This is a genomic window from Natrinema sp. CRL1 (genome assembly GCF_059162405.1).
Genome location: NZ_JBLVOY010000003.1, coordinates 29,663 through 53,833, shown reverse-complemented (window position 1 = coordinate 53,833; position 24,171 = coordinate 29,663). Strand labels below are relative to the sequence as shown.

Sequence of the window (24,171 nt, the reverse complement as noted above, 5' to 3'; positions counted from 1 at the left end):
AAAATACTCCGGTGATGTGACTGAAATAAGGCTACAGATCAGTGTGGGTCCCGATATCATTAAGTGGTAGAATCTCCAATTGGTTACCATGGAATGGCTTCGCCGTTCGGCAAGCCAGCTACCCTTCCTTAGCCGCGTCTCTGCGTTAGCAGGGCGCGGATTCCTTGAGTAGGTCAGGCGGCCAAGAAGGAGAGAACAAATCCAGTTCGGCAGATTTAAGCCCCCGTAGAGATTTTCGGGGTTTCGTCGCCATATTATCGGTTTTACTCATCGCCACTATTTCCATATTTGTCTTGTCTATCATATCTATTTCCCTGTATTTGGGTTTAATATCTGGTACTCAGTTTGCTCTATGCATCATAAGTTGTCTTCTTGGAATTATTAATTGGTTTGGTGATATTCTGAAGGAACTTGTCCTTCAAGAGATATCAGAGGAATAGACGCCTAAGAAGAATTTTAACTCGACAGACTGTATAACTATCCAGAAGATGAGCCGTTCGTTCGATTGGAGACTTCTGATCCTTGCACCACTGGCCCTCTTCATGGCGATCAAAGTAGGAATCCCACTTTCGAGTGCGAGGAATGAAGCCGCCTTCCCTCTCCTCAAATCTTGCCCTGGTGTGGCATGGAGCTTCCTCATCGGCGACTATTCACATCAGCTAATGATACCTACCTTCGAGTGTGGAGTGGGCCTGTTCGTCTTCGGAGCTATTCCTGGTACAATCGGTATCGCTCTACTGGTACTCAAATCACGGTAAAGATACAGTCATCGACAATTACATATCTGCTCAGTTGATGCAGGTAACCAATGGATCGGAAAGAGGTAATCGCTCTTATTAGCTTACTTGTCACACTCTTTCTGATCGGCATACCGAGCGCAGCGGATTTTTACCCAGATCTGATCAGCGGGTTCCTTGGTTGGCTTCCAATAGACTGGATCAGTACGTGGGGTCGCCCTATTGGACTCACTCTCTTAGGTTTCATCGTCGGCTGGTGGATTCGAGGAAGATACGAAGCAAAAGGTACGGAACCAGTGAAGAGGTCGACGGAAACAGAAATAGATTCAGTCAGTGATGTCGGCTCTATTCAGGGATGTATCCAAAAGAACGGTCTTGTATGGAAAGGCACAGCAGCCCTCTCATCTGGCAAACTTTTGGAGATATCAGTAGAAGAGAATCCTACCTGTCCTAACTGCCAATCGCCTATGAACGAGGATGTGATATCTTGGTCATGTCCCCGCACAGATTGTGGGTATGAGAAATTTCAAAAGGAGATTACCTCTAGTGAAATAGAGAATCTCTTTCAAGCACACTTCAATCGCATTCTTGAAAGCAATGGAGAAGACTACTCACTCAAGGCTTTGATCGAAGAAATTGACGACGAAGTCACGCCCAAAGAGATCTGGAGTCAGTATAATGAGGTCGTCGATGACTCAGATGTCTCGACCAGCTGTTTCCACTAACTGTAAACGGAACATAGAAGCGAAAATAAAATCTGACCCGGACCCCGCCCTGTATAGCTGTTATTCGGTACGAAAAGCTGGCCGTTGATTAGTATTTAAATTGCGTTCAAAAGCCCAATGTGCGCACTTTGCGCATAGTGGACTCTCACCTTCCCATTCATCGAAACTGAGATTGCATACTCTATCGGCACTTCCGCAGTTCTTGCATTTGTTATTACTCATGCTTATTTTGACTCCGATGATGGACCAGAACGAACCGCCAACTCCTCGAGTAGTGGGGAATCCCACCGAAGCGGACAGCATACCGTCATTCCGGGCCACCATCAGCACCAGGTCAGGGGGTGGGGCTAAAAACGGTTGCGCTCACTGAGATAGGTTTCTCACAGCGGATCGATGTCATCGAAGTAGGCTTCGATAAGCGGATTCAGGTTCTTACGGGAGATCTCGCGGTCAAAATCGTCACCCATCTGTTTCTGAATCCATTCGAGAGTAGCTGCCCGTCCCTTCCGGCGGAGGAGACTGCAAGACACGGAGATAAGATTTTCGTAGGTGAGCGGAGCATCTCCGCGCTCGATCTTCCACTGGAGCCTCATCGCATCTCTCACCTCGTTATCCGAACTACCGTAGTTTCCGGTGATTCTGCCACTATCACCGATATCGAATCCCAAGTGATCGAGTGTCTCGAGCGTTGACTTCCGACCCTGCTGTTTCAGTATCTGCTTGAGGAGGCTCGCATCGTCTTGATCAATATGTAGCAGACGGGACTTCCGGCTCCGGCCACCGATGATAACGCCGTAGTCGCCTTCAGCGAACTCCCATTTCCGAGCGTCTGGATCAGAGAGTTGGATTTTGCACTCGCTATTCTCCCGTGTGAAGGACTCATCGCCCCCGACAGCTTGGAGAATGTGGCAGGAGATGTAATGAGTCTCGTCGTGTTCGAAGACCTCTCCGGTCTGTTTGAAAATGCAGACAGAGCGATTGCCGTCACCAGTTAGTGCGTATGGGGAGAACGGTTTGACTGTGATCGGATCATCCAACGCCGAATTTTCTTTTATATAGGGGTGAACCATCCCCCTCTCAATTTCGCGGAATAGAGAGTCTGTACCGGGAATCCTTGCAACATAATGGTATTCTCTCTCTATACTACTGAAAGAGGAGGCCTTGTTGATGATCTCCTGGCGATCATCGGTTTCGTCAATGCGAATCTTTGGCAGCCCGGTCTTGCTGTGTTCGATACCGGGAAGCCGGAACTGGGCTTTCGCTTTGTAGATACTCGTATCCAAAGCCGCATCGATCTCCTGATTATATTCCTCAGCCAACTCTTTCATCGCCCGCCATCCATCGCCAGTGACGAACGCTCGAGTATGGATGTGCAGGGAACGATTTCCTGAGAAATATAACTCATAGTCATCTACGCCAATCCACTCAGTAACGAACTCGATCAGCCATTCCGCTACATCAGTAGCCGGGATTCCGCGCTCGAGGGCATCACTCTCCGCAACGACGGAGTAGACCACTCGGTTTTCTCGGCGGCAGTCTCCCTGAATATTCTTCGGAGGTGAGCCATTCGCCAGCTGTTCCCTCTCCTCTTCAGTGATGAAGTAGATGCCCGGACTTGCGAAGCTCGTATTTTCCGGCGGTGATTCATCGAGTGGACGTAATTGATACTCCTGCTGGAAGTCTCCATCATCCAGATATCCGTATCGCACGCACGGAGTGAGGTTATCTTCCCTGAGTGTCCGGGTTAGGTTGTTTACATCCGTATCTGAATGACCAGAATATTTATCAGCAGTTGTCCCCAAATTATGAGTGAAGCTCATCGATCAACTCCAGAAGATCTGATAGCTGACATCCGTCATGGGGACCATCAATCCCCATGTCAATCCTTCCCACCTTCATTGTCGCTTAGTCGTCACCCAGCTCCTGCTCCTCGAGTGCATCGAGTGCTTGGTTGATGATTTCGTCAGTGGATACTCCAGTATTCGTAGTCCTCTCGCCTTCGGGCTTGAGTTGCCGTATCCTATCTCGGGTTTCCGGGTGGGCTGGAAGAGATATCCATTCCGTCATGTTCTTATTTCATCATAATGGTCTCCGTCTTATATATTTCACGGGCGTTGGGTGAGTAACATAGCTGCATATTACTCTCAACTGTGGGCGTCAAATGGTGATGTTCCTTTAAATACTGAACATGGATCTCAGAGAATCCGATGTTGTAGAACCCATAGCGCCGGTTTCGATCCCTCTATACGCCGTTCTGTACCGTTTCGCCGTTATCTCTGACTATCACTATATATCACCAAAAGACCGTCTCTCGTCGGCTGTGAACCGGGCTATCTCATCTACTGGCTGCGATGCAAATCGTGCGTCTCGAGTTCTGTAACATCTCGTCTCACAGCTTCCCCCGTCAGTACCGCTATCAGAATTATCCCTATGAATCTCAGCAGTGTTCTTACTGATACCGAATACTACAATCTCACTTGTCTACACATCAATTAAATTTTTTCAAGAGTATATCTTACACGGTTTCCCCTATGGTGATCCAGTATGTTTTACACCAAAATAAGATAATGTCCTGAATAGATGGTTATCCAGCCGGTTGGTTCGTAGACCTATCCTGAATGAATTTATTGAACTTGGGCCGTAATTAGTACCGGAATACGACCTCTTAGGGGGTGTTATCCCCCCGTTTAAGCGGGATTAATCGGGATCTTGAACCGGTTTTCTCCGTAATGGTGCCGTTATGCAGTTATTGAGCGAATTATTGCATCAATAAGCGTTTTGACCGATTAATTGATATCTATTGGACCATAATATCTGATGTATATGTCAGCTTCTGACAGTCAGGAACCTATAGAAATCAATGAAGGACAATCGCCAGAAAATCTTGAGTGTCCATGTGGATCGGTATTTCCGGAATCCTGCGTTCTCGAGGCGCATATGTGTATTTGCTCCGAGACTGACTTCGATGTTGATGCGATGGCGATCATTCTCGAGCGAAATAGGCAGGAATCTGAAGCAGATTGTTAATCACACTGGATATTATTCACACGGCTGATATCTATTTCTCGAGGCGTGAACCGTTACGAGCCACCAGTAGGCATCAGCCGAGATGCGATAAGGGTGAGTATCATGTGGATCGCATCATATCCCTGATGGTGGAGGATGTAAAGGATGGCAGATAATCCCAAGATAGATACTGGAGTGAAACCCCAAATAACCGGCTCATTCATCTGATCCCATAGGTATGAGAACAGAACTATCAGGAATAGTAACCAGAACTCAGCCTGAATCTGCGCTTCGAATTTGCGGCGACTAAATGTATCTCTCGCTGAGCTTCCCCACCCCTTAGCTCGGTCAAGCCAAGGAGTGTTGTCACTCGGCGAGGACTCCGGGGCCCCGTCCTTCCCACGGACCTGCGAAGGTCCGCGTTGCACGGTTGAGGATTCTTTTCCGGCCTTCCGACCGGATGTTCGTCCGCCCGATACCACATGGATACCGGGTTACTCACCCGGTAGTGCGGCTATTTTAGGGGAGATACACGATATTCACTAATGTCCACCTCCGGTGGAACCTATTTGATATCCGGCGAGTGTAGGCCGGAGAGGTGGTCGTGTCCTCGTAGGGGCTTACAACGGCTGCTTCGGTCCAGTGGGCGGACGAGGCCCGTGACCACGGTCATGTAAGGTTGGGACTGATATAAATGTTCGCCGGGGGACTGTCTCATTTGCTACCCTAAAACCATGCTTCCTTGGCATCGTCACTAACCGGGCTCACGCCGTTTCTCAGACGGTTGAGTGAGGGACGATGGAATCCTAATGATCAGCCAAAGAACCGTTCACCAGTAAAATCATCCAAGTGGAAAAGGAAGCTGACTAATCCGCTGCCCCGAAACCTTCGTACGCTTCCTTCACGTCGTCGTCAATCAGCTGGAGGTATCTCATAGTCATCTCGAGTTTGGAGTGGCCGAGATGCTTCTTCACCGTGCGAACATCGATCCCTTTCTTCAGTGCATGAACAGCGTGACCATGTCGAAGGGCATGAGCGGTGATCCGGTGACGGTTCTTGCCTGCTTGATCAGTGTACAAAACTTCCTGAACACCGGCACTCTCTGCGGCGGGCTTCACGATCTTGTTATTGACCGTTGACTTCCCCAGCTTCTCCGAGCGTTCCGTGATAAAGAGGTGCTGAGAGTCTTCAGCTGGAGTGTAGGAGTCTCTGCGCCCCCGGTCAAGCCACTGCTCGAGATAGAAATCCAGCTTCGGCTGATAGAACACCGTTCTACTCTTCTTGGTCTTCGGACTCCAGACGGAGATGCTCCGCTTGTCTCGGTCAACATCAGATAGCTTCATCCCAGCCAATTCGCCGGAGCGAACACCAGTCTGCCACATCAGACGGATAATAAGCTCGTTACGGAAGGTAGGCGAGGGGACATTTTCGCACAGTCTCTCTTTCTCCTCCTCGGTGACGTACACGATGTCGGCTTCGTCATGCTTTCGGGTGTTCTGTGAGATATAATCGCTCCGGTCCAAGTCCTCAAAGGGCGACTCCTCGATCATATCGAACTTCCCTGCAAGCGTACCGTAGAACGTGTGCAGAGTGTTGTACTTCACTGCGATTGTGTTGGGGGCGTATCCTTCGGATTTCATCCAGATGAAAAACTCCTCAACCTCGAGCGGACCCAACTCAGTGAGATCATCGTATCCACGGTCTGCCGCCCAGTTATCAAACTTCTCGAGGGCCGCTTTCTTCTGGCCGTAGGTGCCTTCACTGTTGATCCCCTTCACTCGGCGGAGATACCTCTCAGCGGCTTCTTGCATCCTCTTAAACCTCCTTGTAGTATCGAGTGTGGCCGCTGATTGACTTCGATTCGACTAACGCCGTATCATCCTGCAACTTCTGAAGGGCCTCCCCTACTTTCGTCTCGCTCACACCAAGCCGAGTTGCGATATGATCCACACGACCAGACACGACATGACCAATCCCACCCTCGTCGCTCGAGGGAATCACTGACTCATGTGTCTCCGTGACAAGCTCCCCTTCGGTGGGAAGAACTTCGAAGACATCGTTAGCCAACTCAGAGACCTCTGGGGAATCCTGCTTCACTACACGCTCGAGGTCATTCAGTCGCCCGTTCACTCGATCCATTCGCCCGGTCATCTTCTGGATTCCTTCGCTTAGTTCAGAGAGGTGTTCTGCGAGTTCGTCAGAGCCGCCACCATGCTCACTACCACCGTCGATTTCTTTCTCAACTGAGTACCGGATGAGTCGTGACAGACTTTGGTTAGTTTCGTCTGCATATCCGGTCCAACGCTCCTTTTGCTCCTCGCCTACTGCGAGATTGATTTGTGTTCTATCGGTCATTGTTATGACCACAATATGATATATGGGGCGCAGCTATATAGTAGTTTTCAATAATCCAACATTATAATGGGACTGATTCGTGCCAAGGCGAGCGCGAGTTCGATCGGAGTGGGGGGAACACCACAGCGGTCACCGCATTTTCTCGAGCGAGACGACGGTGTCAGACATGAGCCACGCGTCCTCGCTGGTCGGATCCTCGATACTGAGTGCGAAAAAGGAATCGCGGCCGTCGTCGACGGTGATGTGATAGCCGCGACTCTGCAACGAACTGGAGCGGTCGGACGTGTTCGATCGGGCGGAACCCACGACTGTGCTCGGGAACCGGCGCTGATAACTCACTCGATTCGTCGCTCGTTGGGGACCTTAGCCGTCGGAACGCCGAGATACCCGGAAATCGACCGACGGCGCAGACTGCAGTCGGCCACCCTCGCGGCGACGAGCGATGGCCCGCGGATCGCCGCTGATGGCCGGCTCCGTCTCGAGCGGACTCAGTTCGGGTCGGCCCGTTCGAGCGCCGGTAGTCGACCGCGACCGGAACGACGATCCGGACCGCCAGCACGACGGCAGCGAACCGCTTCGACAGGGAGAGCGGTACGTCGCCGGCACCGTACCGTTTCGTGAGCCCCCGTGTTCGTATTGCCGGCATGTGAATCGCTCTACACGAACAGGGAGAAATGGCCTTGGGGATTGGTAGCTCGCCTGAACGAACGTGCCTGTGCCGGGCTTGCTCACCGATGCTCGTCGGTAACGTCCTCGAGGTCGACTTCACCGTTCGGAACGCGATACGCGGCGACGACGGAGCGGTCGGCGTCCGGTGAATTCGTCGTTTTGTCGACGGCGTATCCGACGTACGTACACGCGTCCCGGGTGAATTCGACCACCGAGTACCCCCAGTGGTGGCTGTCGAAGAACTCGATGTGGGGGTTCATCGCCGGGATCAGCCACGACAGGAGCGGTTCGGTGAGTCGCCGCCGCCACCCCCGTGTGAGATGCAGCGCCTCCGCGACGTTGAGCGAGGTCACGGCCGGTGTCATGAACTCGACGCCGATCCGGTCACCCTGTGCGACGCCCTCGCCGCCGGTCACTCGCCCGGGGTAGGACGACTTGGTGTAGGCGGCGACGTAGCAGTGCATGTCGCCGGTCAGCGTGACGAAGTTGTCGACGTCGGCGTCCGCGATCGCCTCGGTGATCCGCATGCGCTCTCTCGTGTAGCCGTCCCAGCCGCCCTGCACGGGGTACAGCGAGAGCGGGCCAGACCCGATGCGGAACGGCACGGTCAGGACCTCGTCGGCCCACACCGTCCACGTCGCGTCGGAGCCGGTGATGGTGTCGATCAGCCACTCGCGTTGCTCCTCGCCGAGCATCGTCCGCCCGGGCGGTTCCCGGTTCGGACCGACGTTGTCCGGCGTCGGAATCGCCTCTCGAGGCGGGTCGCGAAACAGCCGCTCGTCGGTCATCGCGAGCGTCACGAGGTCCCCGAACTCGAACGACCGCCAGAGCTGGAACCGATCCTGCAGCGTCTCTCCGTTCGGGTCGTAGTTGACCCGAGCGGGCATGTACTCCCACCACGCGTGCATCGCGTCCGCGACGAGCCCGGTCATGAACTCGGGGTCATCTCCGCGCGGGTGATCGCCAGCGGGAGCGTCCGTCCGCTTGTCCCAATAGAGGTCGTTGACCATTTCGTGGTCGTCCCAGCCGGCGATTAGCGTGTGATTCTCCAAGGCTTCCTGCATGAACCGATCGCTCCGGTACGTGCGGTAGAGGTACCGGTAGTCCTCGAGCCCCCAGACGCGGCCGTTGCCGCTCGGCAACGCCTTCTCGCGGCCGGGGTAGTCGTACGAGCCGAGTCCCTTGAAGTGACCGTCTTGGGACTCGTAGATGAAGTCGCCGACGTGGACGACGAAGTCGACGGCTTCGTCAGCGACGTAGCCGAGCGCGGGGTAGTAGCCGTTGAGATAGTTCTGACAGGCGAGCACCGCGAACCAACGGACGAAAGCGAGTCCTCGGCCGCCGGCAGGGTCCGACAGCGGCCGACCCGAGAGGCCGTCCCGGCATAATAAAACCGATAGCAGTACTCGCTGTCGGGCTCCAATCGGCCGTCGAGGTCGACTTTGACCGTGTAGTCGTGGGCGCGTATCCGCTCGGCGTCGGTGACCGCTCCCTCGTAGACGATATCGTCGAAATCGGGATCGCGGGCCACGCGCACGCCCAGCCGCTCGTCCGGGTCGAACGCCGCGGGCGCGAGTCGCGTCCAGAGGAGGACCCCGGAGGGAGTCGGCCCGCCGCTGGCGACCGACTGGGGAAACACCGCGTCTGGGTCTGCATCCGGGTCGTACTCGAATCCATTCGAATCGCTCTCGGGGTCGGCCGCGACCGCCAGATCGTGGGAATCGAGTTCCGATAAGAGTTCGGCGTGGTCGTCCGACGACCGTAGCGGCTCGTCGCGCCCGCCCAGATCGATGTCCTCCGCCATACGAGTCCGTGTCGAGGCCGCCGTTGTATGTCTATGGATCGGCGTTCCGGTTACTGCGTCTCGAGCGGACCGGAAACCGAAACCAGAAAATCAGTGGCTCAGTCGCCGTTCAGGCCTCGAGTTCGATGTCGAGTTCCTCGAGCAGCGTCTCGGCGGCGGCGCTCGAGGAGCCGGGGCCGCGAGCGGTGATGAGGTCGCCGTCGACGGTGACGCTGGTGTCGGCCTCGAGTTCGGCGTCCCAGTTGCCGCCGGCGGCTTTCACTTCGTCCTCGACCCAGTAGGGCAGCTTGCGGCCGTCGGGCATGCGATCCTGTTCGTCGACGATGCCTTCCTCCCACTCGTTGGGGAAGCCGGTTACGGCGCGGCCGTTGACGATGAACGCCCCGTGGCTGTCCCGGGCGAAGCCGAGCATGCCGACGGCGTGGCAGACGACGAGCGCCTTGCCGTTGCCCTCGACGGCGTCCCGGAGGAGTTGGCGGGCGTGTTTGTCCTGGTTGATGTCCCACGCGGTCCCGTGTCCGCCGGGGAAGACGACGGCGTCGTACCCCTCGGCGTCGGCCTGTGCGACCGGGATCGGGTCATTCAGCCGCTCGTCGTTCTCCGCGACCTCCCGGACGTGTTCGGCGGTCTCTTCGCCGACCTCGTCGGGATCGATCGAGCGCTCGTCGACGACCGGCGGGCTTCCCGACGGCGTCGCGACCGTAATTTCGACGCCGGCTTCCGAGAGCGTCTCGAGCGGCTCGACGCATTCCTCTCCCCAATACCCTTCTTCGCTGACGACGAATAGTGCGTCCGTCATACCCCACCCTACGGTCGGGAACCTAAAAACGACCAGCCCACCCCTCGGTTCTGCCGCAAGTCCCGCTCCGAACATATTAGCGTGCGAGACAATCACACAGGCCTGAGGTGGCCTTTTTCGCCGTCGACCCCCTACACTCGAGAAGAGATACCATGGCAGACCGACCCCGCCCGTTCGACGGTATCGACGAACTGCTCGAGCGATTGAACCGCCAGATCGAGACGGCGGCAAAGTCGTGGGAAACGCAAGTCGACGACCGAAGCCAACTCGATCTCTCGATGAGCGGCGCGGAGACGAGTCTGGACCTCGCGGACGAGGGCGACGAGTTCGTCGTCACGGTCGACGTTCCCGGCTACGAGAACGACGACCTCGAGTTGCGCCTCTCCGGGCAGACGCTGGCCGTGTCGGGCCAGCGAGAGCACAGTCAAGAACTGGGAAGCGAAGAAGAGAACTACATCCGACGCGAGCGGGAGACGAAATCGTTCAGTCGGCAGCTTCGCCTCCCCGAACCGGTCGACGACGACGCAGTACAGGCGAGTGTCAATAACGGCATCCTGACGATCCGGCTGCCGAAACACGAGCCGGACGACGAGGCCCGGTCGATCGACATCGACTGAGGCGTGTACTCGTATCGGGCGACCGGCCGTATCAATCGTCGAGGTTCAAGGCGTCGAAGAACCGGTGGGTGAGTCGTCCCCCGACGAACTCGAGGAGTTCGTCGGTGTCGTCGCCCTCGTCGGCGAACAGCCCGAGTTCGATCCGGCCGCCAGCCATGTCGTGGTGGCCGCCGACCGCGCCGAGTTCGTCGAACCCCTCCGCTAACGTCTCGCCCATGTGGACCCGCGGGTCGATCGAGCGGCCGCTCAGGCGGATCACGTCGTCGACGATGCCGTAGACCAGAACCGTGTTGACTCCCTCGAGGTTGAGCAGATAGTCCGCCGCCTGCGGGAGCGCGTCCGTCTCGGTCGTTTTTCCGGCGCTTGCGACGAGCGAGGAGCCCCGGCGCTCCCGGCTAGCGATCGCCCGCCCGATGGCGTCTAACGTTCCCGGCGAAAAGGCGCTGCCGTACAGCTGTTCGAGGGTCTCGAGTTCCGCGTCAGGGTAGACCGCCAGCGCGGCCTCGTACTCGCGGCGGGTCGGCTCGCGAACGAAGTCCAGTCGCTCCCGGTGGAGCGCAAAGAGCAGCGCCGAGGCGAGTCGTGTGGTCAGATCGATCTCGAGTTCCCGCAGGTACTCGACGAAGATGGTCACCGTCGCGCCGTAGTCGGTGCGAACGTCCTCGAACTCGGCGGCGGCCGACTCGCCGGGGTGGTGGTCGACGACGACGTCAGGGGTAACCTCGGGCGGGACTTCCGTGTTCGCGCCCGGACTGCTGTGATCGACGAAACTTACGCTGTCGTACTCCTCGAGTGTTACCTCCGAAATTGTCTGGAGGCTGATATCAAGTAGGTTGACGAACGCGCGGTTTTGCTGGTGGGAGATTTCCCCGCCGTAGGCGATCGTCACGTCCGCCACGTCGTGTTCGCGAGCGATCGCTTCGAGCGCGAGCGCGCTGGCGAGACAGTCCGGGTCCGGATTGTCGTGACAGACGATCGCCAGCGAGTCGGTCGTCTCGAGGGCGGCCACGAGCGCTGCCGCGCGGGACATACTCGAGGTACGTGAACGAGACGCTTGAATCCCGTGTCGCGTCTCAGTACGCCTGAATGCCACAGATCCGTGCTCGAACACGATCTCCTTCGCCCCGTTCCGCCCCGTCACGCCGCGGTGCGTTTGTGATAATCGACCGTGAGCGAGTGTACACTTATTTTACAGCGGCTCCCCGAAGAGCGGGTATGCGAGACGCGTACCTCGTCGGCGCGGGGCAGTCGGATTATGGAGCCTTTCCCTCCCAGAGCTACCGATCCCTGTTCCGCACGGCGTTCGACGCAGCGACTGACAGCGTGCCAAAGGGACTCGAGGGCGGAGATATCGACGAGGCCGTCATCGGCAATCTCGGCGTCGGCGGCCGCCAACTCGGGCTCTCCGGGCCGGCGGTGACCGAACACGTGGGCCTCGATGGCGTGCCGACGACGCGGGTCGAAAACGCCTGTGCGGCAAGCGGCTTCGCGGTGCGACAGGCCGTCCAAGCTGTCAAATCGGGGATGGCCGACGTCGTCCTCGCGGGCGGCTTCGAGATCATGTCCGACATGAGCTCGGACGCGACGAAGTACTGGCTCGGCGTCTCCGGGGAGACCGAGTGGGAGCGCCTCTCTGGAACCACCTTTTCCGGCGTCTACGCCCAGATGGCCAGCGTCCACATGGAGCAGTACGGCACCACGCGCGAACACCTCTCGCAGGTCGCGGTGAAAAACCACGCGAACGGGGCCAAGAACCCCCACGCGCAGCTAGGATTCGAGTGCTCGCTCGAGGACGCCCAGTCCGCCCCGGTCGTCGCGGACCCGCTGAACCTCTATCACTGCTGTCCGACCTCGGACGGCGCGGCCTGTGCGCTGATCGTCAGCGAGGACGTGGTCGATGAGTACACGGACGATCCGATCCGGGTCGCCGGCGTCGGTGCCGGCAGCGACAACGTCGGCCTCTTCCAGCGCGATACCTACACCGGCGTTCCCGCGAGCCAGCGGGCCGCCGAGTCGGCCTACGAGATGGCCGATGTCGAGCCCGACGATCTCGACTTCGCGGAGGTCCACGACTGTTTCGCCATCGCCGAACTGCTGGCCTACGAGGACCTCGGTTTCTGCGAAAAGGGCGAGGCGGGCCAGTTGATCGAGTCCGGCGCGACCGAACTGGGCGGCGACCTCCCCGTCAACACCTCCGGCGGCCTCAAGTCCAAGGGCCATCCCATCGGCGCGACGGGTGCCGGCCAGGTCGTCGAGGCCTACAAACAGCTCTCCGGAAAAGCGGGCGAGCGACAGGTCGAGAGCCCCGCTCGCGGGCTGACCCACAACGTCGGCGGCAGCGGTGGTGCCGCCGTCGTTCACGTGTTTGAGAAAGAACAGGAGGTGAGCGCCTGATGAGCGCGATCACTGGCGTCGGCGCGTACGCGCCCCGGTTCCGCATCAGTAGCGAGGCCTTCGAGGAAGCGTGGGGGCAGTTCCACGCCGCCGGCGTCACCCGGAAGGCCGTCCCCTCGGCCGACGAGGATGCCCTGACGATGGGGTACGAGGCCGCGACGCGGGCGCTCGAGGCGGCCGAGACAGACCCCGCCGAAATCGACTGGCTCGGGTTCGCCTCGTCGCGGCCGCCAGCGGCAGAAGAGGACCCGACTGCCCGGCTTGGCGCGATGCTCGCGCTCTCGGAGTCGGCGACCGGACAGGTATTCACTGGGAGCACACGCGCCGGCACCCGCGCGCTCTGGGCCGGCCTCGACGCCCTCGAAGCCGACTCGACCACCGCGCTGGTCGTCACAGCCGACGCGCCGAAGGGCGACCCCGACGACGGGATGGATCACGCCGCCGGAGCCGGCGCTGCGGCGTTCGTCCTCGAGCGTGACGGTCCGGCCGAAATCACCGACCGCGCCGAGTATTCCGCGCCGTACCCGGGAACCCGGTTCCGCAACACCGGCGAGGACGAGACGCGGGGACTGGGCGTCACCCAGTACGATCGGCAGGCATTCTCCGAGACGATCGGCGGGGCCGTCGACGGGCTCGAGGTCGAGCCCGAGCCCGAGGCAGCCGCGATTCAGGCACCCGACGGGAAGCTCCCCTACCGCGCCGCCGGCGCGGCCGGCGTGAGCACCGACGAGATTCAGGCGGCCGCGACGGTTCACGAGTTGGGCGACCTCGGTGCCGCGAGCGTCCCAGTCTCGCTGGCGACGGCGCTCGCGGACGGCTACGGGTCGGTATTGGGGGTCTCCCACGGCAGCGGTGCGGGCGCGGACGCGGTCGTCGTCAGCGTTGCGTCGGAGACGCAACGGAGCGACGGGGACGTACCGGCTGTGACCGCACTCGAGGGCGATGACCCGCTCTCCTACGCCGAATACCTGCGCCAGCGCGGCGTCGTGACCACCGGCCCGCCATCGGGCGGCGGCGCGTACGTCAGCGTCCCCTCGTGGAAACGGTCGCTGCCCCAGCGCTACCGGCTCGAGGCCGGCCGCTGTTCGGCGTGTGGCGCGCTCTCGTTCCCGCCGGAAGGGGCCTGTGACGACTGCGGGGCACTCGCCGAGTATGAGCCCCTCGAACTCGCCGGCGAGGGCACCATCGAGGCCGTCACGACCATCTCACAGGGCGGCGCGCCGCCCGAGTTCGCCGAACAGCAGGCCAAATCGGGCGACTACGCGGCCGCGATCGTCGCGCTCGAGACTGAGGACGGCAACGAGACCGTCAGCGCCCCAGCGATGGGCACCGACGCGGATCCCGACGCGTTCGCGGTCGGCGACCGCATCGAGACGACCATTCGCCGGATCTACACGCAGGAAGGCGTCACTCGCTACGGGTTCAAGATTCGACCCGCGAGCGACTAACGGGCTCGAGTTCCGTCGCCGAATCCGTTGCCTCGATTGCCGACGGCGTCGGCATCGTGGTCGACGGATGTAATCCGGCCCTAAGGGGCGGGGTTTCTCCTTGCCTCCCACAAAGAACAGCGCATGGCGGAGCCATTGCTCGTCATCGGGTTGCTGGTGGCGGTGTTCGTCGGGTACAACATCGGCGGCTCCTCGACGGGGGTCGCCTTCGGACCGGCGGTCGGGAGTCGGATCGTCAGGAAAGTCACCGCCGCGGCGCTTTTCACTATCTTCGCGTTCATCGGTGCGTGGACCGTGGGACGAAACGTCATCGAGACGATGAGCAGCGGAATCGTCGATGCGGCGGTCTTCACGCCCGAAGCGAGCGTGGGCGTCCTCTTTTTCACCGGGCTCTCCCTCCTGGTGTCGAACGCCTACGGCGTTCCGGCGTCGACATCGATGACCGCGGTCGGTGCCATCGTCGGACTCGGGCTGGCGACGAGAACGCTCGACGCCGCCCTGATGTTCACCATCCTCTCGGCGTGGATCGTCGCCCCCTTGACCGCCGCTTCGGTGGGGGCCATCATCGGCCGGTATCTCTACCCCTATCTCGACGCCAAGTTCTCGTTCGGTCGCCTGCGGGACCCGTTGATCGCCATCGATACGCGGGGACGGATTCCCCGGCCGAGGATCAATCAGAACGCGGCGTCCAGAGACATCGGTGGGGCGACGCTGGTCGTCGTGATCGCGTGCTACATGGGGTTCAGCGCCGGGGCGTCGAACGCCGCGAACGCGGTCGCGCCGCTGGTCGGGAGCGGGAGCCTCGCTGCCGATCCGGCGATCCTCCTGGCGGTCGGGTCGATCAGCCTCGGCGGGTTCACGATCGCCCGACGGACGCTGGCGACGGTGGGCAACGACATCACCGACCTCCCGATCCTGGCAGCGCTCATCGTTTCGACGATCGGGGCGACAGTCATCACGATCCTCTCCTGGCTCGGGATCCCGGCCAGCCTCGCGGTGAGTACGACGTCCTGTATCATCGGTCTGGGCTGGGGCCGAGCGAGTCGCGCACGGACGCTCGTCGAGATCGCGACGCCGACTCCGGGCGAGGAGCCGGCTCCGGAATTGACGACGGGTTCGCTTACGGCCTCACCGACCGACGCTGACGACGATACGCCCGCGAGTCCGACGGTCGGCGAACTCTCCGAGGGGGACACCCCCGATCCGGACGAACAGGTTTCTGACGGCGGCGTCCCGCCAATCGGCGAGGAACGACCGGACGAACTGTCCGCCGAAAGCCTGTTCGACCCCGCGGCCACGGCCCGAATCGTCGTCCTCTGGGTACTCACGCCGGTGCTGTCGCTCAGCGGCGCGTACGTCCTGTTTTCGTTGATAACGTAACTGCGTCTCGTTCGACCCGTAGCTTGCGTCGTCCAAAACTACGCTCTCGAGCGTTCAGTCGCCCGTCAGCGCCTCGCTCGCGGGTGCGAACTCGATCGTCTGGCCGAGCCCCCGTTCGCTGGCGCGCTCGTAGAGCATGTAGGCCGCGGCGACCGTCTCGATTCCTGTCCCGCCGCTGTCGAAGACAGTGATCTCGTCGTTGCTCGTCCGACCGGGCGCGTTCCCCGCGACGATCTCGCCTAACTCGGCGTGGATGTGGTCCTCGGTGATCGCGCCCGCCTCGAGCGCCTGCATGAACGAGCCCGCGTCGACCGTCGCCCGCTCGCGGAGGTCGGGCACGTAAGTCGCCCGTTCGATGGTTTTCGTATCCAGTTCACGCTTGTCCGGCGAGTACTGGCCCATCGCGGTAACGTGGGTGCCGGGCTCGAGATCGTCGCCGTCGAAGACCGGCTCATTCGCTTTCGTCGCCGTGATCACGACATCCGCGCCGGTCACGGCAACGCGACTCGAGTCGACTGCACGAACGTTCGCCTCGAGGTCGGCGTCGAAGTCGGCCGCGAAGGCCTCGCGGTTCGCGGGCGTCGGCGAGTAGACGCGGACCTCGTCGAACGACCGGACGGTCGCGGTCGCGCGGAGTTGACCTCGAGCTTGCGCGCCGCTACCGATGATCGCGAGGGTGTCGGCGTCCGTGCGGGCCAGTTCGTCGACGGCGACGGCTCCAGCAGCACCGGTCTTGAACGGATTCATGCTCGCGCCGTCGAGCAGGGCCAGCGGCGCGCCGCTCTCGGCGTCGAACAGTGGCGTCATGAACCACGCGTCACCGGCACCGAAGCCGGCGCTGTACATGTAGCCGCCCATTGCGCCGGTCTCGGGGAGCACGGCGGCATAGCTCGTGAGCATGCCCTCGGGATCGGCGCGGAGGAACTTCGATCGCGGCTGGGCGGGCGCGCCGTTACCGCGCTGGCGGTAGCCCTCGCGGACGGCGTCGACGTACTCGGCCGGTGTCGCGAGGTCGGCGACGGTCCCGCTGGTCAGAAACAGGGTATCGGTCATACTCGGGTCCACGGAACGGCAGCAGGAAAAACAACCGAAAGCGAGAGGAGAGAATCGGAGAGACAGCGAGGTTAGTCCGCGTTGATCGGCGGGCGCGCGGACCGGGGCTCGTCGGCGGAGTCTGCTGGCGTATTGACGAACATTGCGTGCCCGATAATTCCCATCGCGACCAGTGAACCGAGCGGCACCGCCGTAGTCAGAGACAGTCCGACGACCATCAGGGCTGCGGTGATACCGAGCAGTGCGACTGGGATGAGGCCGAGAACAATGTCGTAATATCCAGTCATAATGTATTCTATAGTATGAGGAATAGCCATATAAGTGTTTCCCATAATCGGTTCATGGTAGACGGATCTCTAACGGGTATCCACAGCGATACATACTCATAACTTATGAGTTGCTTATTAAAATTCTGGATACTGATATATTGGAGCTCGAGCCGTTCGTATTCGTAAACCTATCACAGCTACCCGCCAGAAAATAGAAGCAGAGGCGTTCTCTCTACCACGGTGCGAATATATTCTATTTCTCTTATACATCTACTCTCGTTCACGTTATCGGCGTCGATCGCCGGCTCAAAGAATTACCCCGTTACTGATAGGTACAGGGAGTAGCCGAGTCGCCAGCCGAGCAAAATCAGTAGTCCGAACCCGGTAATGACAAGCGGGAACGGCCACGTCGCACTACCCTCGAACAACGGGGAGGCCCGAAGCATCAGCCCGACGTTCGCCGCCGCGATCCACGCCACGGCCGTCAGTCGAAGGCCGTCACGTCCCACGGGACGGTCGCGGGTGTAAACACCCGCGAGGAGCGCGACAGCGAGCCAGCCGATCACGAACGGCGCGATCGTCTCGAGCGAGGCGAGCGGTTCGGCGATCGGATTCCCGCCGTGTTCGATGCGGCCGAAGAGGACGAATCCGGCGACGAGAACGGTGTCGACCGCTGCGGTACCGACTCGCTCCCGGCCCGTCGGGCTATCGCGGGCCTCGGTTTGAACTGCCGTATCCATACGCGACCCTCGGGGCCGAGGTCCTATTGATTTCCCGATTCTGCCCACACGACGGGAACGAGCCCGGCGAACGAAAGTCACGAGACGAATTCGGTCGAGTTGCGACCAAACCCGTCTCGGTCGAGACGGTCACTGCGATCCCTGACAGGAGAGGAGGAACTCGGCGACGGGCGGCCGCCGAGTGCCGTCCATCGGACAGCGCGTCTCCGTGCGAGGGTCGCCTCGCACGACCGGTCGATGGGCGGGCGAGTACTTTGTTATCGACACCGTTCAGCAGCGATCGCTATCTCCCACACACCTCTCGTTCGGTAAGCGGATCCTACACCGCCCGCTTGGACCGGCCTGCTCGAGACGCGAGCTCAGTTCCTGGGCGAAGCGAAACGACGGCCAACCCGTAACATGACCACACGGGTGACTGTCAGCAGAAGAACTAATATGGGACGAACCCGAACCGCTCGCGTAATGGCTGTAGTCGGCGACCGTCGGGCCGGCTGTGACGGGTGCGGTCGAACGGTCGAGCTCGAGGATTTGACGACGGTGACGATGCCGGACGGCGAGCAGGTCGTCTGCTGTCCGGAGTGTACGCCCCACGCCAGAGCGGCCGCACGAAAAGGCGACTCGCTCGATCAGCGTCGGGACACCTGTGACGGCTGTACCGACCCTTGTCTCACGGCCGAGCTCGAGGACATCGTACTCGACGACGGAACGGTTCTGTCGTGTTGTCCGTCCTGCGTGGCCCAGGCGCCGGGTCACGGCGGTTCGGACGGCGCTGACGCGGATGCAACCGACGCAGACACTGCTCGAGCCGACGGCTCGTTGACAACGACCGGGTCCGGCGAGACGGCCGGCGACGAAACCGACTCGACGGAACCACAGAGAGACCGGAACCGCTGTAGTCAGTGTCGGGAACTGGTCTCCGTCGAGTGCTTTCGAGTCACCACGATCGACGAGCGAACCGAACGGCTGTGTCCCGACTGCAAAGCCGACGCCGAGGAGAAGGGGATCATCACCGACGTCGCCATGCGAAAACAGCGGGCCCGGGAGGTGCTCGGTGTGGACGCGGACGCGAGCGACGAGGCGGTCCGCGAGGCGTTTCACGCGCAGGTCAAACGCGCCCACCCGGACCGAGAAAGCGGCAGTCAATCGGCGTTCAAACTCGTCACCGAAGCCTACGAGCGGCTCCGAGACGACGACTGAGTCTCCCCGCCGTCCTCGCGGCTGATGAAGCCGATCGTGGCTGGATTGAAGTAGTACGTCGACTCACAAGCGTCACAGGCCGCCGTCAGGAGTTTGCCGTGACTGTGGAGTTTCCAGAGTTTCGTCTGTCCGGACTCGAGTTCGAGCGTGACCGGGTGCCCGCAGTCGGGAACCGTACACGGGAACCGAATATACCAGTTCGGGACCGACAGCGCCCCCAACGGGGCGAGCGCTCCCCGAAGCCGACAGAGCAGGTTGAAAATTGTCACCGTGAGGTCGCCGCGATCGATCGTCACGCCCTCGACGTCACCGATGTAGCCGTGGGGATCGGTTCCCTCGTCGTGAAGCGGTAAGACGGGAATTCCTTTCGCCACCGCGTAGCCGATTTCCTGTTCGATCCACCGGTTTCCGGCCGCGTCCTCGGTCAACACCGCGACGACGAGATCGCTGTTGGCGAGTCGCCCCTCGAGTCGTTTTCGCGACCGGCCGGACTCGATCTCCTCGAGTGCGATATGTACACCGAAGGGGAAGTTCTTGACCGTCGAGAACAGGTTCTGAACGAGGGCGAGATCGCCGGGCGCGTGAGAAACGTACACCTGTTCTCCGGTCATGGGATCGTCTACGATACACAGGCGTATGCGCCATCATTAATCTATCTCTCCGAGAGGTTGTAACCGGCCTACCGTTCGTTTCGGTGATTTTTAACGGTATCCAGGACGTATTGGGAAAACTCGAGTTGGGAGAGCTCGTCGCCGAGTCGGTCGAACCACTCGCGTTCGACGTACCACCAGCCGCGGATGTCGCCGTCGGTCGTCAGCGACGTGACCTCGAGTCGACCGGGCGTCCACTCCTGTTCGTCGCCGATCGTCAGGAGCGTCCGCAAGACGGCCCCGACCTCGTCGCTCGTGACCGCGGGCACCTCGGAGACGGCCTCGTATTCGAGTTCGATTCCGGCTCCGTCCTCGCCCGGCGGCTCGGTCGCGTCCATCCACGAAAACGAGGTCAAGTAGAGCCCGTGGCTCATCAACCGGTTCTCGAGCGTGACGGCGACGGATCGCTCCCCCGTCGCGGTCGCGGCCGCCTCCCCGTTTTCGTTACCGTTGTCAGACATGGACACACCTTCGGCGGGGACGGAGAAAAGTCGGTCGGCGGTCGACGCCGTCCGCCGCGGCCGCCGGGCCCTCGTGGCCGTCGCGGCGATTCAGAGCGGTTCGACGAGGTCCGCGAGGGCCGCGCTGGGATCATCGGCCTTCGCGACGCCGCTGGCGAGCAAGACGCCCTCGGCACCGAGATCGCCGGCGGCGACGACGTCGTCGCCCGTACTGATACCGGCTCCACAGAGGACCGAGACCTCGGAATCGACGTTCGCCGCGGCCTCGACGGCGTCTTCGACGATGTCGGGATCGGCCTGACTGACTGGCGTTCCGGTCCCAATGAGTTCCGGTGGCTCGACGGCGACGGCGTCCGGGCCGAGCGCCGTGGCCGCGCCGATCTGGGCCGGGTTGTTCGCACAGACGACCGTCTCGAGGTCCGCGCGTTCGGCCGCCCGGACCGCGCCGTCGATATCGGCCAGTTTCAGCCGTCGCTCGGAGTGGTTGATCAGCGTGCCGACCGCGCCCGCGTCGGCGACGCTCTCGGCGAGCGCGTGGCCGGTATTGCTCCCGTGCTCGATCGCATCGACGTGTTGAGCCCACGTCTCCGCGCCCGTCTCGGCGACCCGCTCGAGATGGGCCGCCTGCGGCGCGACGGCAAGTCGGGCGTCAGTACGTTCGTTGACGTCGCGGACGGCGTCCGCAACTTCGACCGGGTCACACGGATACGTCTTCAGATTAACGAGGACGAACATATCGGCAACCGCACCCGCACGGAAGAAATAGCTTGCGAGTCATCGACGCGATCGCGGCGACGACAGTCGGTCAGTCCTTTCGCTTGACCACGTCGCCCAGCGTGTAACTCCCCGTCGAGGAGCCGCCGGACCACTCCGTGTCGTCCGCGGAGCCGCCCTGTGCGCTCAGCGAGATTTCGAGGAAGTCCTCGAGTTCGGACTGGACCTTGTCGCTTGGTAACGTGTCGCCACGTTCGATCTTGCGGATTAGGCTCGCCTTCTCGTTGAGTTCGTTCGCGAGATCGGACTGGCTCAGTCCCTTGTTCTCGCGGGCGTTGCGCACACGATCGTCGTAATCGGTCGCGAGCTCGTCCATGTCGTCGAACATGTCCGAGCGGCGCTGGCTCGAGCCGCCCGAACTCGAGGAACTCGCGCTCGAGCCGGACGACTGGCCGCCCCCGCTCGAGGAGGACGAACTCGACCCGGTCGAGTACTTCGTCGACGAGCTCGAACTCGAGGTGTCTTTGACTTCAGTGCCGAAGTCCGTGCAGTCCGAACACACATCTAGCTTCGCGCCCTCGACTTTGATGGTTTTCGGGGACGACGTCTCGGCCCCACACATCTCGCACTGAACCATGACAGACCCTATATCCCGGTAAGGGATAAAGCATGCGGCGCGGTTGCAGCCGGACGAAACGACCGGAAAACGGGGTGAAAACTGGGATTACTCGAGGGCGGCCCAGGAGTGATAGAACCGCTGGAGCGCGGTCAGGTGGCCGACGACCGCGAGGAAGACGAGCAGCCAGCCGACGAGCGAGAGCCCGGCCAGCGTCGTCCCCGCCAGCGGGTACGCGAGGAAGCCGGCGATGCCGATGATCGCCAGCCGGTCTGCCCGACCGACGAGGCCGCCGTAGACCCGGTCGAGCCCGACGGCTTGGGCCTGCGTGCCCAGATACGAGGTCATCACGACGCCGGTCACGGCGGCGAAGCCGAGGAGGTAGTCCTCGAGTCCCGCGGCCAGCCCGGCGATGACGACGATGTCGGCGTACCGATCGAGGACGTGGTCGAGCAGGTCGCCCCCGGCCGACGCGACCTCTTGTTCGCGCGCGAGCGCGCCGTCGACGATGTCCAGCCAGCCGTTCAAGAACACGAGTGCCGCCGCCACGGCATACCAGATCGGGTCCTCGAGCCCGCCGAGTGCGAACGCGACCGCGGCCAGAATCGCCATCCCGAACGCGACCACGCTCACGCCGTTTGGCGTCATCCCGACGCGGTCGAAGCCCTTGACGAACGGGTCGAGGAACCGCGAGACGTACGGGCGGAACTTATCGAGCGTCATGTGAGATACCCCACGAAGTCGACCTCGCCGGCGCTCGGCTCGCGCTCGCCCGCCGCGACCGCTTGAAGTGCGTCCGCGACGGCCGCCGGCTCGCGGTCGGTCGTGTCGATCTCGTAGACCGACTCGAGGCCGTGTTCCTCGACGGCCTCCGAGAGAATCACGTCGAGGGCCTCACTCTCGGCGTTCTCGCTCGCTTTCGCCTCGGTTTCGCCGCGCTCGAGCAGTCGCTCCTCGAGCGTCGCGGGCTCACACCGCAACACTGCCACCCGATCGGCGTCGACGTGATGGGAAAGATGCGATTCGATCACGACATCGTTACGGCCCGCAACGCGCTCACCCAACGCGTCGAGGTCGGCAACCAGACTCTCGCGGTCGGTGTCGACCTCGGTGTAGAGTTCTTCGTCTTCGAGGATTCGGTTGAGGTGTATCACCTCGAGACCGGAGGTCGGCTCGTCTCCGTCGTCGGTGTCCGCATCGGCCAGTCGGGACTCGAGCAGTTCCGTCGCGGTCGTTTTCCCGGTGCCGGGCGTGCCGGTAACGGCGAGTCTCATGAGTCGACGACCTCCGCGTCCGGATCGTCGGCCTCGTCCGACGGCCCCGTCTCGAGGTCGAGATCCGCGAGCACGTCGTTTATGGTCTCGACAGCGCGTTCGGTCTCGGCCTCGGTGCCGCAGGTGATACGGATACAGCCCGGGAGGCCGAAACTCGAGCAGTCGCGGACGATGACGCCCCGCTGTTGCATCTCCTCGGCGACGGCCGAGGCGTCCCCGACGTCGACGAGCGCGAAGTTGCCCTCGCTCTCCCAGACGTGGGCGTCGATGTGTTCGCGCATGTACGCGCGGGACTCGCGGGCGGTCTCGACGGTGCGCTCGACGTGCTCGTCGTCGTCGACGGCGGCGATCCCGGCCCGGCAGGCGAGTTCGCTCGCCGCGAAGGGCGTGTTCACGCGGGCATAGGCGTCGGCCCACTCTCCGGGGACGACGGCGTAACCGAGTCGGACCCCGGCCAGCCCGTAGGCCTTCGAGAACGTTCGCAGGACCGCGACGTCGTCGCGGGCCTCGAACCCGTTTCGGCCCTCGAGCAGGGCGACGGCGCTGTCCCGGTCTGCGAACTCACCGTAGGCCTCGTCGACGACGACCAGCGTCTCGTCGTCGGTCGCGTCGGCGAGTTTTTCGACTTCCGCGAGCGGGATCGTCGAGCCGGTCGGGTTGTGCGGGCTGGTGAGAAAGACCAGCCGGTCGCCGTCGTAGCTCTCGAGGACCGTCTCGGCGTCCTGTGTGAAGTCGTCCTCGCGATCGAGGGCGTACTCCCGGACGTCGCCATGGTGGAACCGGGAACTCATCCCGTAGTAGGCGAAGCCGGGCGCGGGAACGAGGACGCTGTCACCGGGCTCGAGGACCGCCCGGTGGAGGTAATCGATCGCCCCGTCGCCGCCGTTTGCCAGCCAGACTTGCTCGTCGGCGACGCTCCAGCGGTCGGCGACGGCGCTCGTGAGGTCGGCGTGGGCGGCTTTGGGGTAGGAACTCACGCTCGAGGCCGTCTCGCGGATGGCCACGGCGGCGGCCGGCGAGGGGCCGTGCGGGTTCTCGTTCGAGGCGAGTTTGACGAACTCCGAGGGGTCTCGCCCGAGTTCGCGGGCGACCTCCTCGATGCCTCGACCCGCCTCGTATGCGACGTGATCGGACAGGTCGCGCGGTTGCATACGCGAATCCTGTTTCCCGTGGCTCTTAAGGGTGCTTACATATGATCAGTCGCGCCGCGTGGCCCGTCGCGGCCCACCGCGGCCGCGCTGTGGACGCGAGCAAACGCCGGAG

24 protein-coding genes and 1 pseudogene are annotated in these 24,171 nt (G+C 61.4%); 6 read left to right on the top strand and 19 right to left on the bottom strand.

All coding sequences use genetic code 11. From position 1 onward, the window contains the following. The first annotated feature begins 808 nt into the window (after window positions 1–808). Window positions 809–1,462, top strand: coding sequence for an MntP/YtaF family protein (locus ACJYUO_RS11125; protein WP_494345443.1), 654 nt, complete (start codon window positions 809–811; stop codon window positions 1,460–1,462). A gap of 380 nt (window positions 1,463–1,842) precedes the next feature. On the opposite strand, the gene ACJYUO_RS11120 is transcribed toward ACJYUO_RS11125, so the two are convergent. The 8 genes and pseudogenes from ACJYUO_RS11120 to ACJYUO_RS11085 form a co-directional block, all read right to left on the bottom strand. Beyond that, complete coding sequence (locus tag ACJYUO_RS11120; RefSeq protein ID WP_494345442.1) at window positions 1,843–3,282, bottom strand: hypothetical protein; 1,440 nt, start codon at window positions 3,280–3,282, stop codon at window positions 1,843–1,845. Window positions 3,283–3,367: 85 nt separating this feature from the next. Next, window positions 3,368–3,529, bottom strand: coding sequence for a hypothetical protein (locus ACJYUO_RS11115; RefSeq protein ID WP_494345441.1), 162 nt, complete (start codon window positions 3,527–3,529; stop codon window positions 3,368–3,370). 1,805 nt (window positions 3,530–5,334) lie between these two features. Beyond that, a complete protein-coding gene (locus tag ACJYUO_RS11110) occupies window positions 5,335–6,279 on the bottom strand; it encodes a tyrosine-type recombinase/integrase (protein ID WP_494345440.1) in 945 nt (314 codons plus the stop codon). 4 nt (window positions 6,280–6,283) lie between these two features. Next, entirely contained in the window at window positions 6,284–6,823 is a 540-nt protein-coding gene (locus ACJYUO_RS11105; protein WP_494345439.1) for a hypothetical protein, read from the bottom strand. Window positions 6,824–6,952: 129 nt separating this feature from the next. Further along, window positions 6,953–7,129: a hypothetical protein gene (locus tag ACJYUO_RS11100; protein ID WP_494345438.1), complete on the bottom strand. Its 177-nt coding sequence runs from the start codon at window positions 7,127–7,129 to the stop codon at window positions 6,953–6,955. 422 nt (window positions 7,130–7,551) lie between these two features. After that, window positions 7,552–8,799: an alkaline phosphatase D family protein gene (locus ACJYUO_RS11095; RefSeq protein ID WP_494345437.1), complete on the bottom strand. Its 1,248-nt coding sequence runs from the start codon at window positions 8,797–8,799 to the stop codon at window positions 7,552–7,554. A gap of 95 nt (window positions 8,800–8,894) precedes the next feature. Beyond that, window positions 8,895–9,296, bottom strand: a pseudogene (locus tag ACJYUO_RS11090) (PhoD-like phosphatase N-terminal domain-containing protein); the annotation flags it as partial. A 109-nt stretch (window positions 9,297–9,405) separates the two neighbouring features. Next, on the bottom strand, window positions 9,406–10,095 hold the full coding sequence (locus tag ACJYUO_RS11085) for a type 1 glutamine amidotransferase domain-containing protein (protein ID WP_494345436.1): 690 nt from the start codon (window positions 10,093–10,095) through the stop codon (window positions 9,406–9,408). A 152-nt stretch (window positions 10,096–10,247) separates the two neighbouring features. On the opposite strand from ACJYUO_RS11085, the gene ACJYUO_RS11080 reads away from it, so the two are divergent. Further along, on the top strand, window positions 10,248–10,712 hold the full coding sequence (locus ACJYUO_RS11080) for an Hsp20/alpha crystallin family protein (RefSeq protein WP_494345435.1): 465 nt from the start codon (window positions 10,248–10,250) through the stop codon (window positions 10,710–10,712). A gap of 31 nt (window positions 10,713–10,743) precedes the next feature. Here the strand turns inward: ACJYUO_RS11080 and ACJYUO_RS11075 are convergent, their stop codons facing one another. Beyond that, window positions 10,744–11,742, bottom strand: a complete 999-nt coding sequence (locus ACJYUO_RS11075) for a DHH family phosphoesterase (RefSeq protein WP_494345434.1) — start codon at window positions 11,740–11,742, stop codon at window positions 10,744–10,746. A 185-nt stretch (window positions 11,743–11,927) separates the two neighbouring features. Between ACJYUO_RS11075 and ACJYUO_RS11070 the strand changes: the two genes are divergently transcribed. The 3 genes from ACJYUO_RS11070 to ACJYUO_RS11060 all read left to right on the top strand — a co-directional run bounded on the left by ACJYUO_RS11070 (window position 11,928) and on the right by ACJYUO_RS11060 (window position 15,934). Further along, complete coding sequence (locus tag ACJYUO_RS11070; protein WP_494345433.1) at window positions 11,928–13,106, top strand: thiolase domain-containing protein; 1,179 nt, start codon at window positions 11,928–11,930, stop codon at window positions 13,104–13,106. Continuing rightward, a complete protein-coding gene (locus ACJYUO_RS11065) occupies window positions 13,106–14,554 on the top strand; it encodes a zinc ribbon domain-containing protein (protein ID WP_494345432.1) in 1,449 nt (482 codons plus the stop codon). The genes ACJYUO_RS11070 and ACJYUO_RS11065 overlap by 1 nt, the downstream gene beginning before the upstream one ends. A gap of 123 nt (window positions 14,555–14,677) precedes the next feature. Beyond that, window positions 14,678–15,934: an inorganic phosphate transporter gene (locus ACJYUO_RS11060; RefSeq protein ID WP_494345431.1), complete on the top strand. Its 1,257-nt coding sequence runs from the start codon at window positions 14,678–14,680 to the stop codon at window positions 15,932–15,934. A 54-nt stretch (window positions 15,935–15,988) separates the two neighbouring features. On the opposite strand, the gene ACJYUO_RS11055 is transcribed toward ACJYUO_RS11060, so the two are convergent. The 3 genes from ACJYUO_RS11055 to ACJYUO_RS11045 all read right to left on the bottom strand — a co-directional run bounded on the left by ACJYUO_RS11055 (window position 15,989) and on the right by ACJYUO_RS11045 (window position 17,996). Next, window positions 15,989–16,987: an ornithine cyclodeaminase family protein gene (locus tag ACJYUO_RS11055; RefSeq protein ID WP_494345430.1), complete on the bottom strand. Its 999-nt coding sequence runs from the start codon at window positions 16,985–16,987 to the stop codon at window positions 15,989–15,991. 71 nt (window positions 16,988–17,058) lie between these two features. Next, window positions 17,059–17,274 (bottom strand): DUF8015 family protein, encoded by a 216-nt coding sequence (locus ACJYUO_RS11050; RefSeq protein ID WP_494345429.1) that lies wholly within the window; start codon window positions 17,272–17,274, stop codon window positions 17,059–17,061. Between the two features lie 296 nt (window positions 17,275–17,570). Further along, window positions 17,571–17,996, bottom strand: a complete 426-nt coding sequence (locus tag ACJYUO_RS11045) for a DUF3054 domain-containing protein (protein ID WP_494345428.1) — start codon at window positions 17,994–17,996, stop codon at window positions 17,571–17,573. A 462-nt stretch (window positions 17,997–18,458) separates the two neighbouring features. On the opposite strand from ACJYUO_RS11045, the gene ACJYUO_RS11040 reads away from it, so the two are divergent. Then, window positions 18,459–19,193: a J domain-containing protein gene (locus tag ACJYUO_RS11040; RefSeq protein ID WP_494345427.1), complete on the top strand. Its 735-nt coding sequence runs from the start codon at window positions 18,459–18,461 to the stop codon at window positions 19,191–19,193. Here the strand turns inward: ACJYUO_RS11040 and ACJYUO_RS11035 are convergent. From ACJYUO_RS11035 to hisC, 7 genes are all read right to left on the bottom strand, one after another. Next, complete coding sequence (locus tag ACJYUO_RS11035) at window positions 19,166–19,804, bottom strand: toll/interleukin-1 receptor domain-containing protein (RefSeq protein WP_494345426.1); 639 nt, start codon at window positions 19,802–19,804, stop codon at window positions 19,166–19,168. The two genes, ACJYUO_RS11040 and ACJYUO_RS11035, sit on opposite strands and share 28 nt — an antisense overlap. Window positions 19,805–19,872: 68 nt before the next feature. Continuing rightward, window positions 19,873–20,304 carry a DUF8159 domain-containing protein gene (locus ACJYUO_RS11030; protein WP_494345425.1) on the bottom strand — a complete coding sequence of 144 codons (432 nt, stop codon included), beginning with the start codon at window positions 20,302–20,304 and terminating at the stop codon, window positions 19,873–19,875. Window positions 20,305–20,394: 90 nt separating this feature from the next. Next, window positions 20,395–21,039 carry a triose-phosphate isomerase gene (gene tpiA, locus ACJYUO_RS11025; RefSeq protein ID WP_494345424.1) on the bottom strand — a complete coding sequence of 215 codons (645 nt, stop codon included), beginning with the start codon at window positions 21,037–21,039 and terminating at the stop codon, window positions 20,395–20,397. A 70-nt stretch (window positions 21,040–21,109) separates the two neighbouring features. After that, a complete protein-coding gene (locus ACJYUO_RS11020) occupies window positions 21,110–21,655 on the bottom strand; it encodes a multiprotein bridging factor aMBF1 (protein ID WP_083902832.1) in 546 nt (181 codons plus the stop codon). An 87-nt stretch (window positions 21,656–21,742) separates the two neighbouring features. Beyond that, complete coding sequence (locus tag ACJYUO_RS11015; RefSeq protein WP_494345423.1) at window positions 21,743–22,357, bottom strand: CDP-alcohol phosphatidyltransferase family protein; 615 nt, start codon at window positions 22,355–22,357, stop codon at window positions 21,743–21,745. Next, entirely contained in the window at window positions 22,354–22,908 is a 555-nt protein-coding gene (locus ACJYUO_RS11010; protein ID WP_494345422.1) for an adenylate kinase family protein, read from the bottom strand. Before ACJYUO_RS11010 ends, ACJYUO_RS11015 begins: the two co-directional genes overlap by 4 nt. Beyond that, on the bottom strand, window positions 22,905–24,059 hold the full coding sequence (hisC, locus tag ACJYUO_RS11005) for a histidinol-phosphate transaminase (protein WP_494345421.1): 1,155 nt from the start codon (window positions 24,057–24,059) through the stop codon (window positions 22,905–22,907). The genes ACJYUO_RS11010 and hisC overlap by 4 nt, the downstream gene beginning before the upstream one ends. Between the last annotated feature and the right edge of the window lie 112 nt (window positions 24,060–24,171).

Bases quoted from the DNA above. Each gene is read 5' to 3' on its own strand.
- ACJYUO_RS11115 (WP_494345441.1), bottom strand. From the start codon at position 3,529: ATGACGGAATGGATATCTCTTCCAGCCCACCCGGAAACCCGAGATAGG.
- ACJYUO_RS11055 (WP_494345430.1), bottom strand. From the start codon at position 16,987: ATGACCGATACCCTGTTTCTGACCAGCGGGACCGTCGCCGACCTCGCG.
- ACJYUO_RS11070 (WP_494345433.1), top strand. From the start codon at position 11,928: ATGCGAGACGCGTACCTCGTCGGCGCGGGGCAGTCGGATTATGGAGCC.
- ACJYUO_RS11065 (WP_494345432.1), top strand. From the start codon at position 13,106: ATGAGCGCGATCACTGGCGTCGGCGCGTACGCGCCCCGGTTCCGCATC.
- ACJYUO_RS11075 (WP_494345434.1), bottom strand. From the start codon at position 11,742: ATGTCCCGCGCGGCAGCGCTCGTGGCCGCCCTCGAGACGACCGACTCG.
- ACJYUO_RS11040 (WP_494345427.1), top strand. From the start codon at position 18,459: ATGGCTGTAGTCGGCGACCGTCGGGCCGGCTGTGACGGGTGCGGTCGA.
- ACJYUO_RS11010 (WP_494345422.1), bottom strand. From the start codon at position 22,908: ATGAGACTCGCCGTTACCGGCACGCCCGGCACCGGGAAAACGACCGCG.
- ACJYUO_RS11030 (WP_494345425.1), bottom strand. From the start codon at position 20,304: ATGTCTGACAACGGTAACGAAAACGGGGAGGCGGCCGCGACCGCGACG.
- ACJYUO_RS11120 (WP_494345442.1), bottom strand. From the start codon at position 3,282: ATGAGCTTCACTCATAATTTGGGGACAACTGCTGATAAATATTCTGGT.
- ACJYUO_RS11020 (WP_083902832.1), bottom strand. From the start codon at position 21,655: ATGGTTCAGTGCGAGATGTGTGGGGCCGAGACGTCGTCCCCGAAAACC.
- ACJYUO_RS11110 (WP_494345440.1), bottom strand. From the start codon at position 6,279: ATGCAAGAAGCCGCTGAGAGGTATCTCCGCCGAGTGAAGGGGATCAAC.
- ACJYUO_RS11125 (WP_494345443.1), top strand. From the start codon at position 809: ATGGATCGGAAAGAGGTAATCGCTCTTATTAGCTTACTTGTCACACTC.
- ACJYUO_RS11035 (WP_494345426.1), bottom strand. From the start codon at position 19,804: ATGACCGGAGAACAGGTGTACGTTTCTCACGCGCCCGGCGATCTCGCC.
- ACJYUO_RS11045 (WP_494345428.1), bottom strand. From the start codon at position 17,996: ATGGATACGGCAGTTCAAACCGAGGCCCGCGATAGCCCGACGGGCCGG.
- ACJYUO_RS11085 (WP_494345436.1), bottom strand. From the start codon at position 10,095: ATGACGGACGCACTATTCGTCGTCAGCGAAGAAGGGTATTGGGGAGAG.
- hisC (WP_494345421.1), bottom strand. From the start codon at position 24,059: ATGCAACCGCGCGACCTGTCCGATCACGTCGCATACGAGGCGGGTCGA.
- ACJYUO_RS11060 (WP_494345431.1), top strand. From the start codon at position 14,678: ATGGCGGAGCCATTGCTCGTCATCGGGTTGCTGGTGGCGGTGTTCGTC.
- ACJYUO_RS11105 (WP_494345439.1), bottom strand. From the start codon at position 6,823: ATGACCGATAGAACACAAATCAATCTCGCAGTAGGCGAGGAGCAAAAG.
- ACJYUO_RS11080 (WP_494345435.1), top strand. From the start codon at position 10,248: ATGGCAGACCGACCCCGCCCGTTCGACGGTATCGACGAACTGCTCGAG.
- tpiA (WP_494345424.1), bottom strand. From the start codon at position 21,039: ATGTTCGTCCTCGTTAATCTGAAGACGTATCCGTGTGACCCGGTCGAA.
- ACJYUO_RS11050 (WP_494345429.1), bottom strand. From the start codon at position 17,274: ATGACTGGATATTACGACATTGTTCTCGGCCTCATCCCAGTCGCACTG.
- ACJYUO_RS11015 (WP_494345423.1), bottom strand. From the start codon at position 22,357: ATGACGCTCGATAAGTTCCGCCCGTACGTCTCGCGGTTCCTCGACCCG.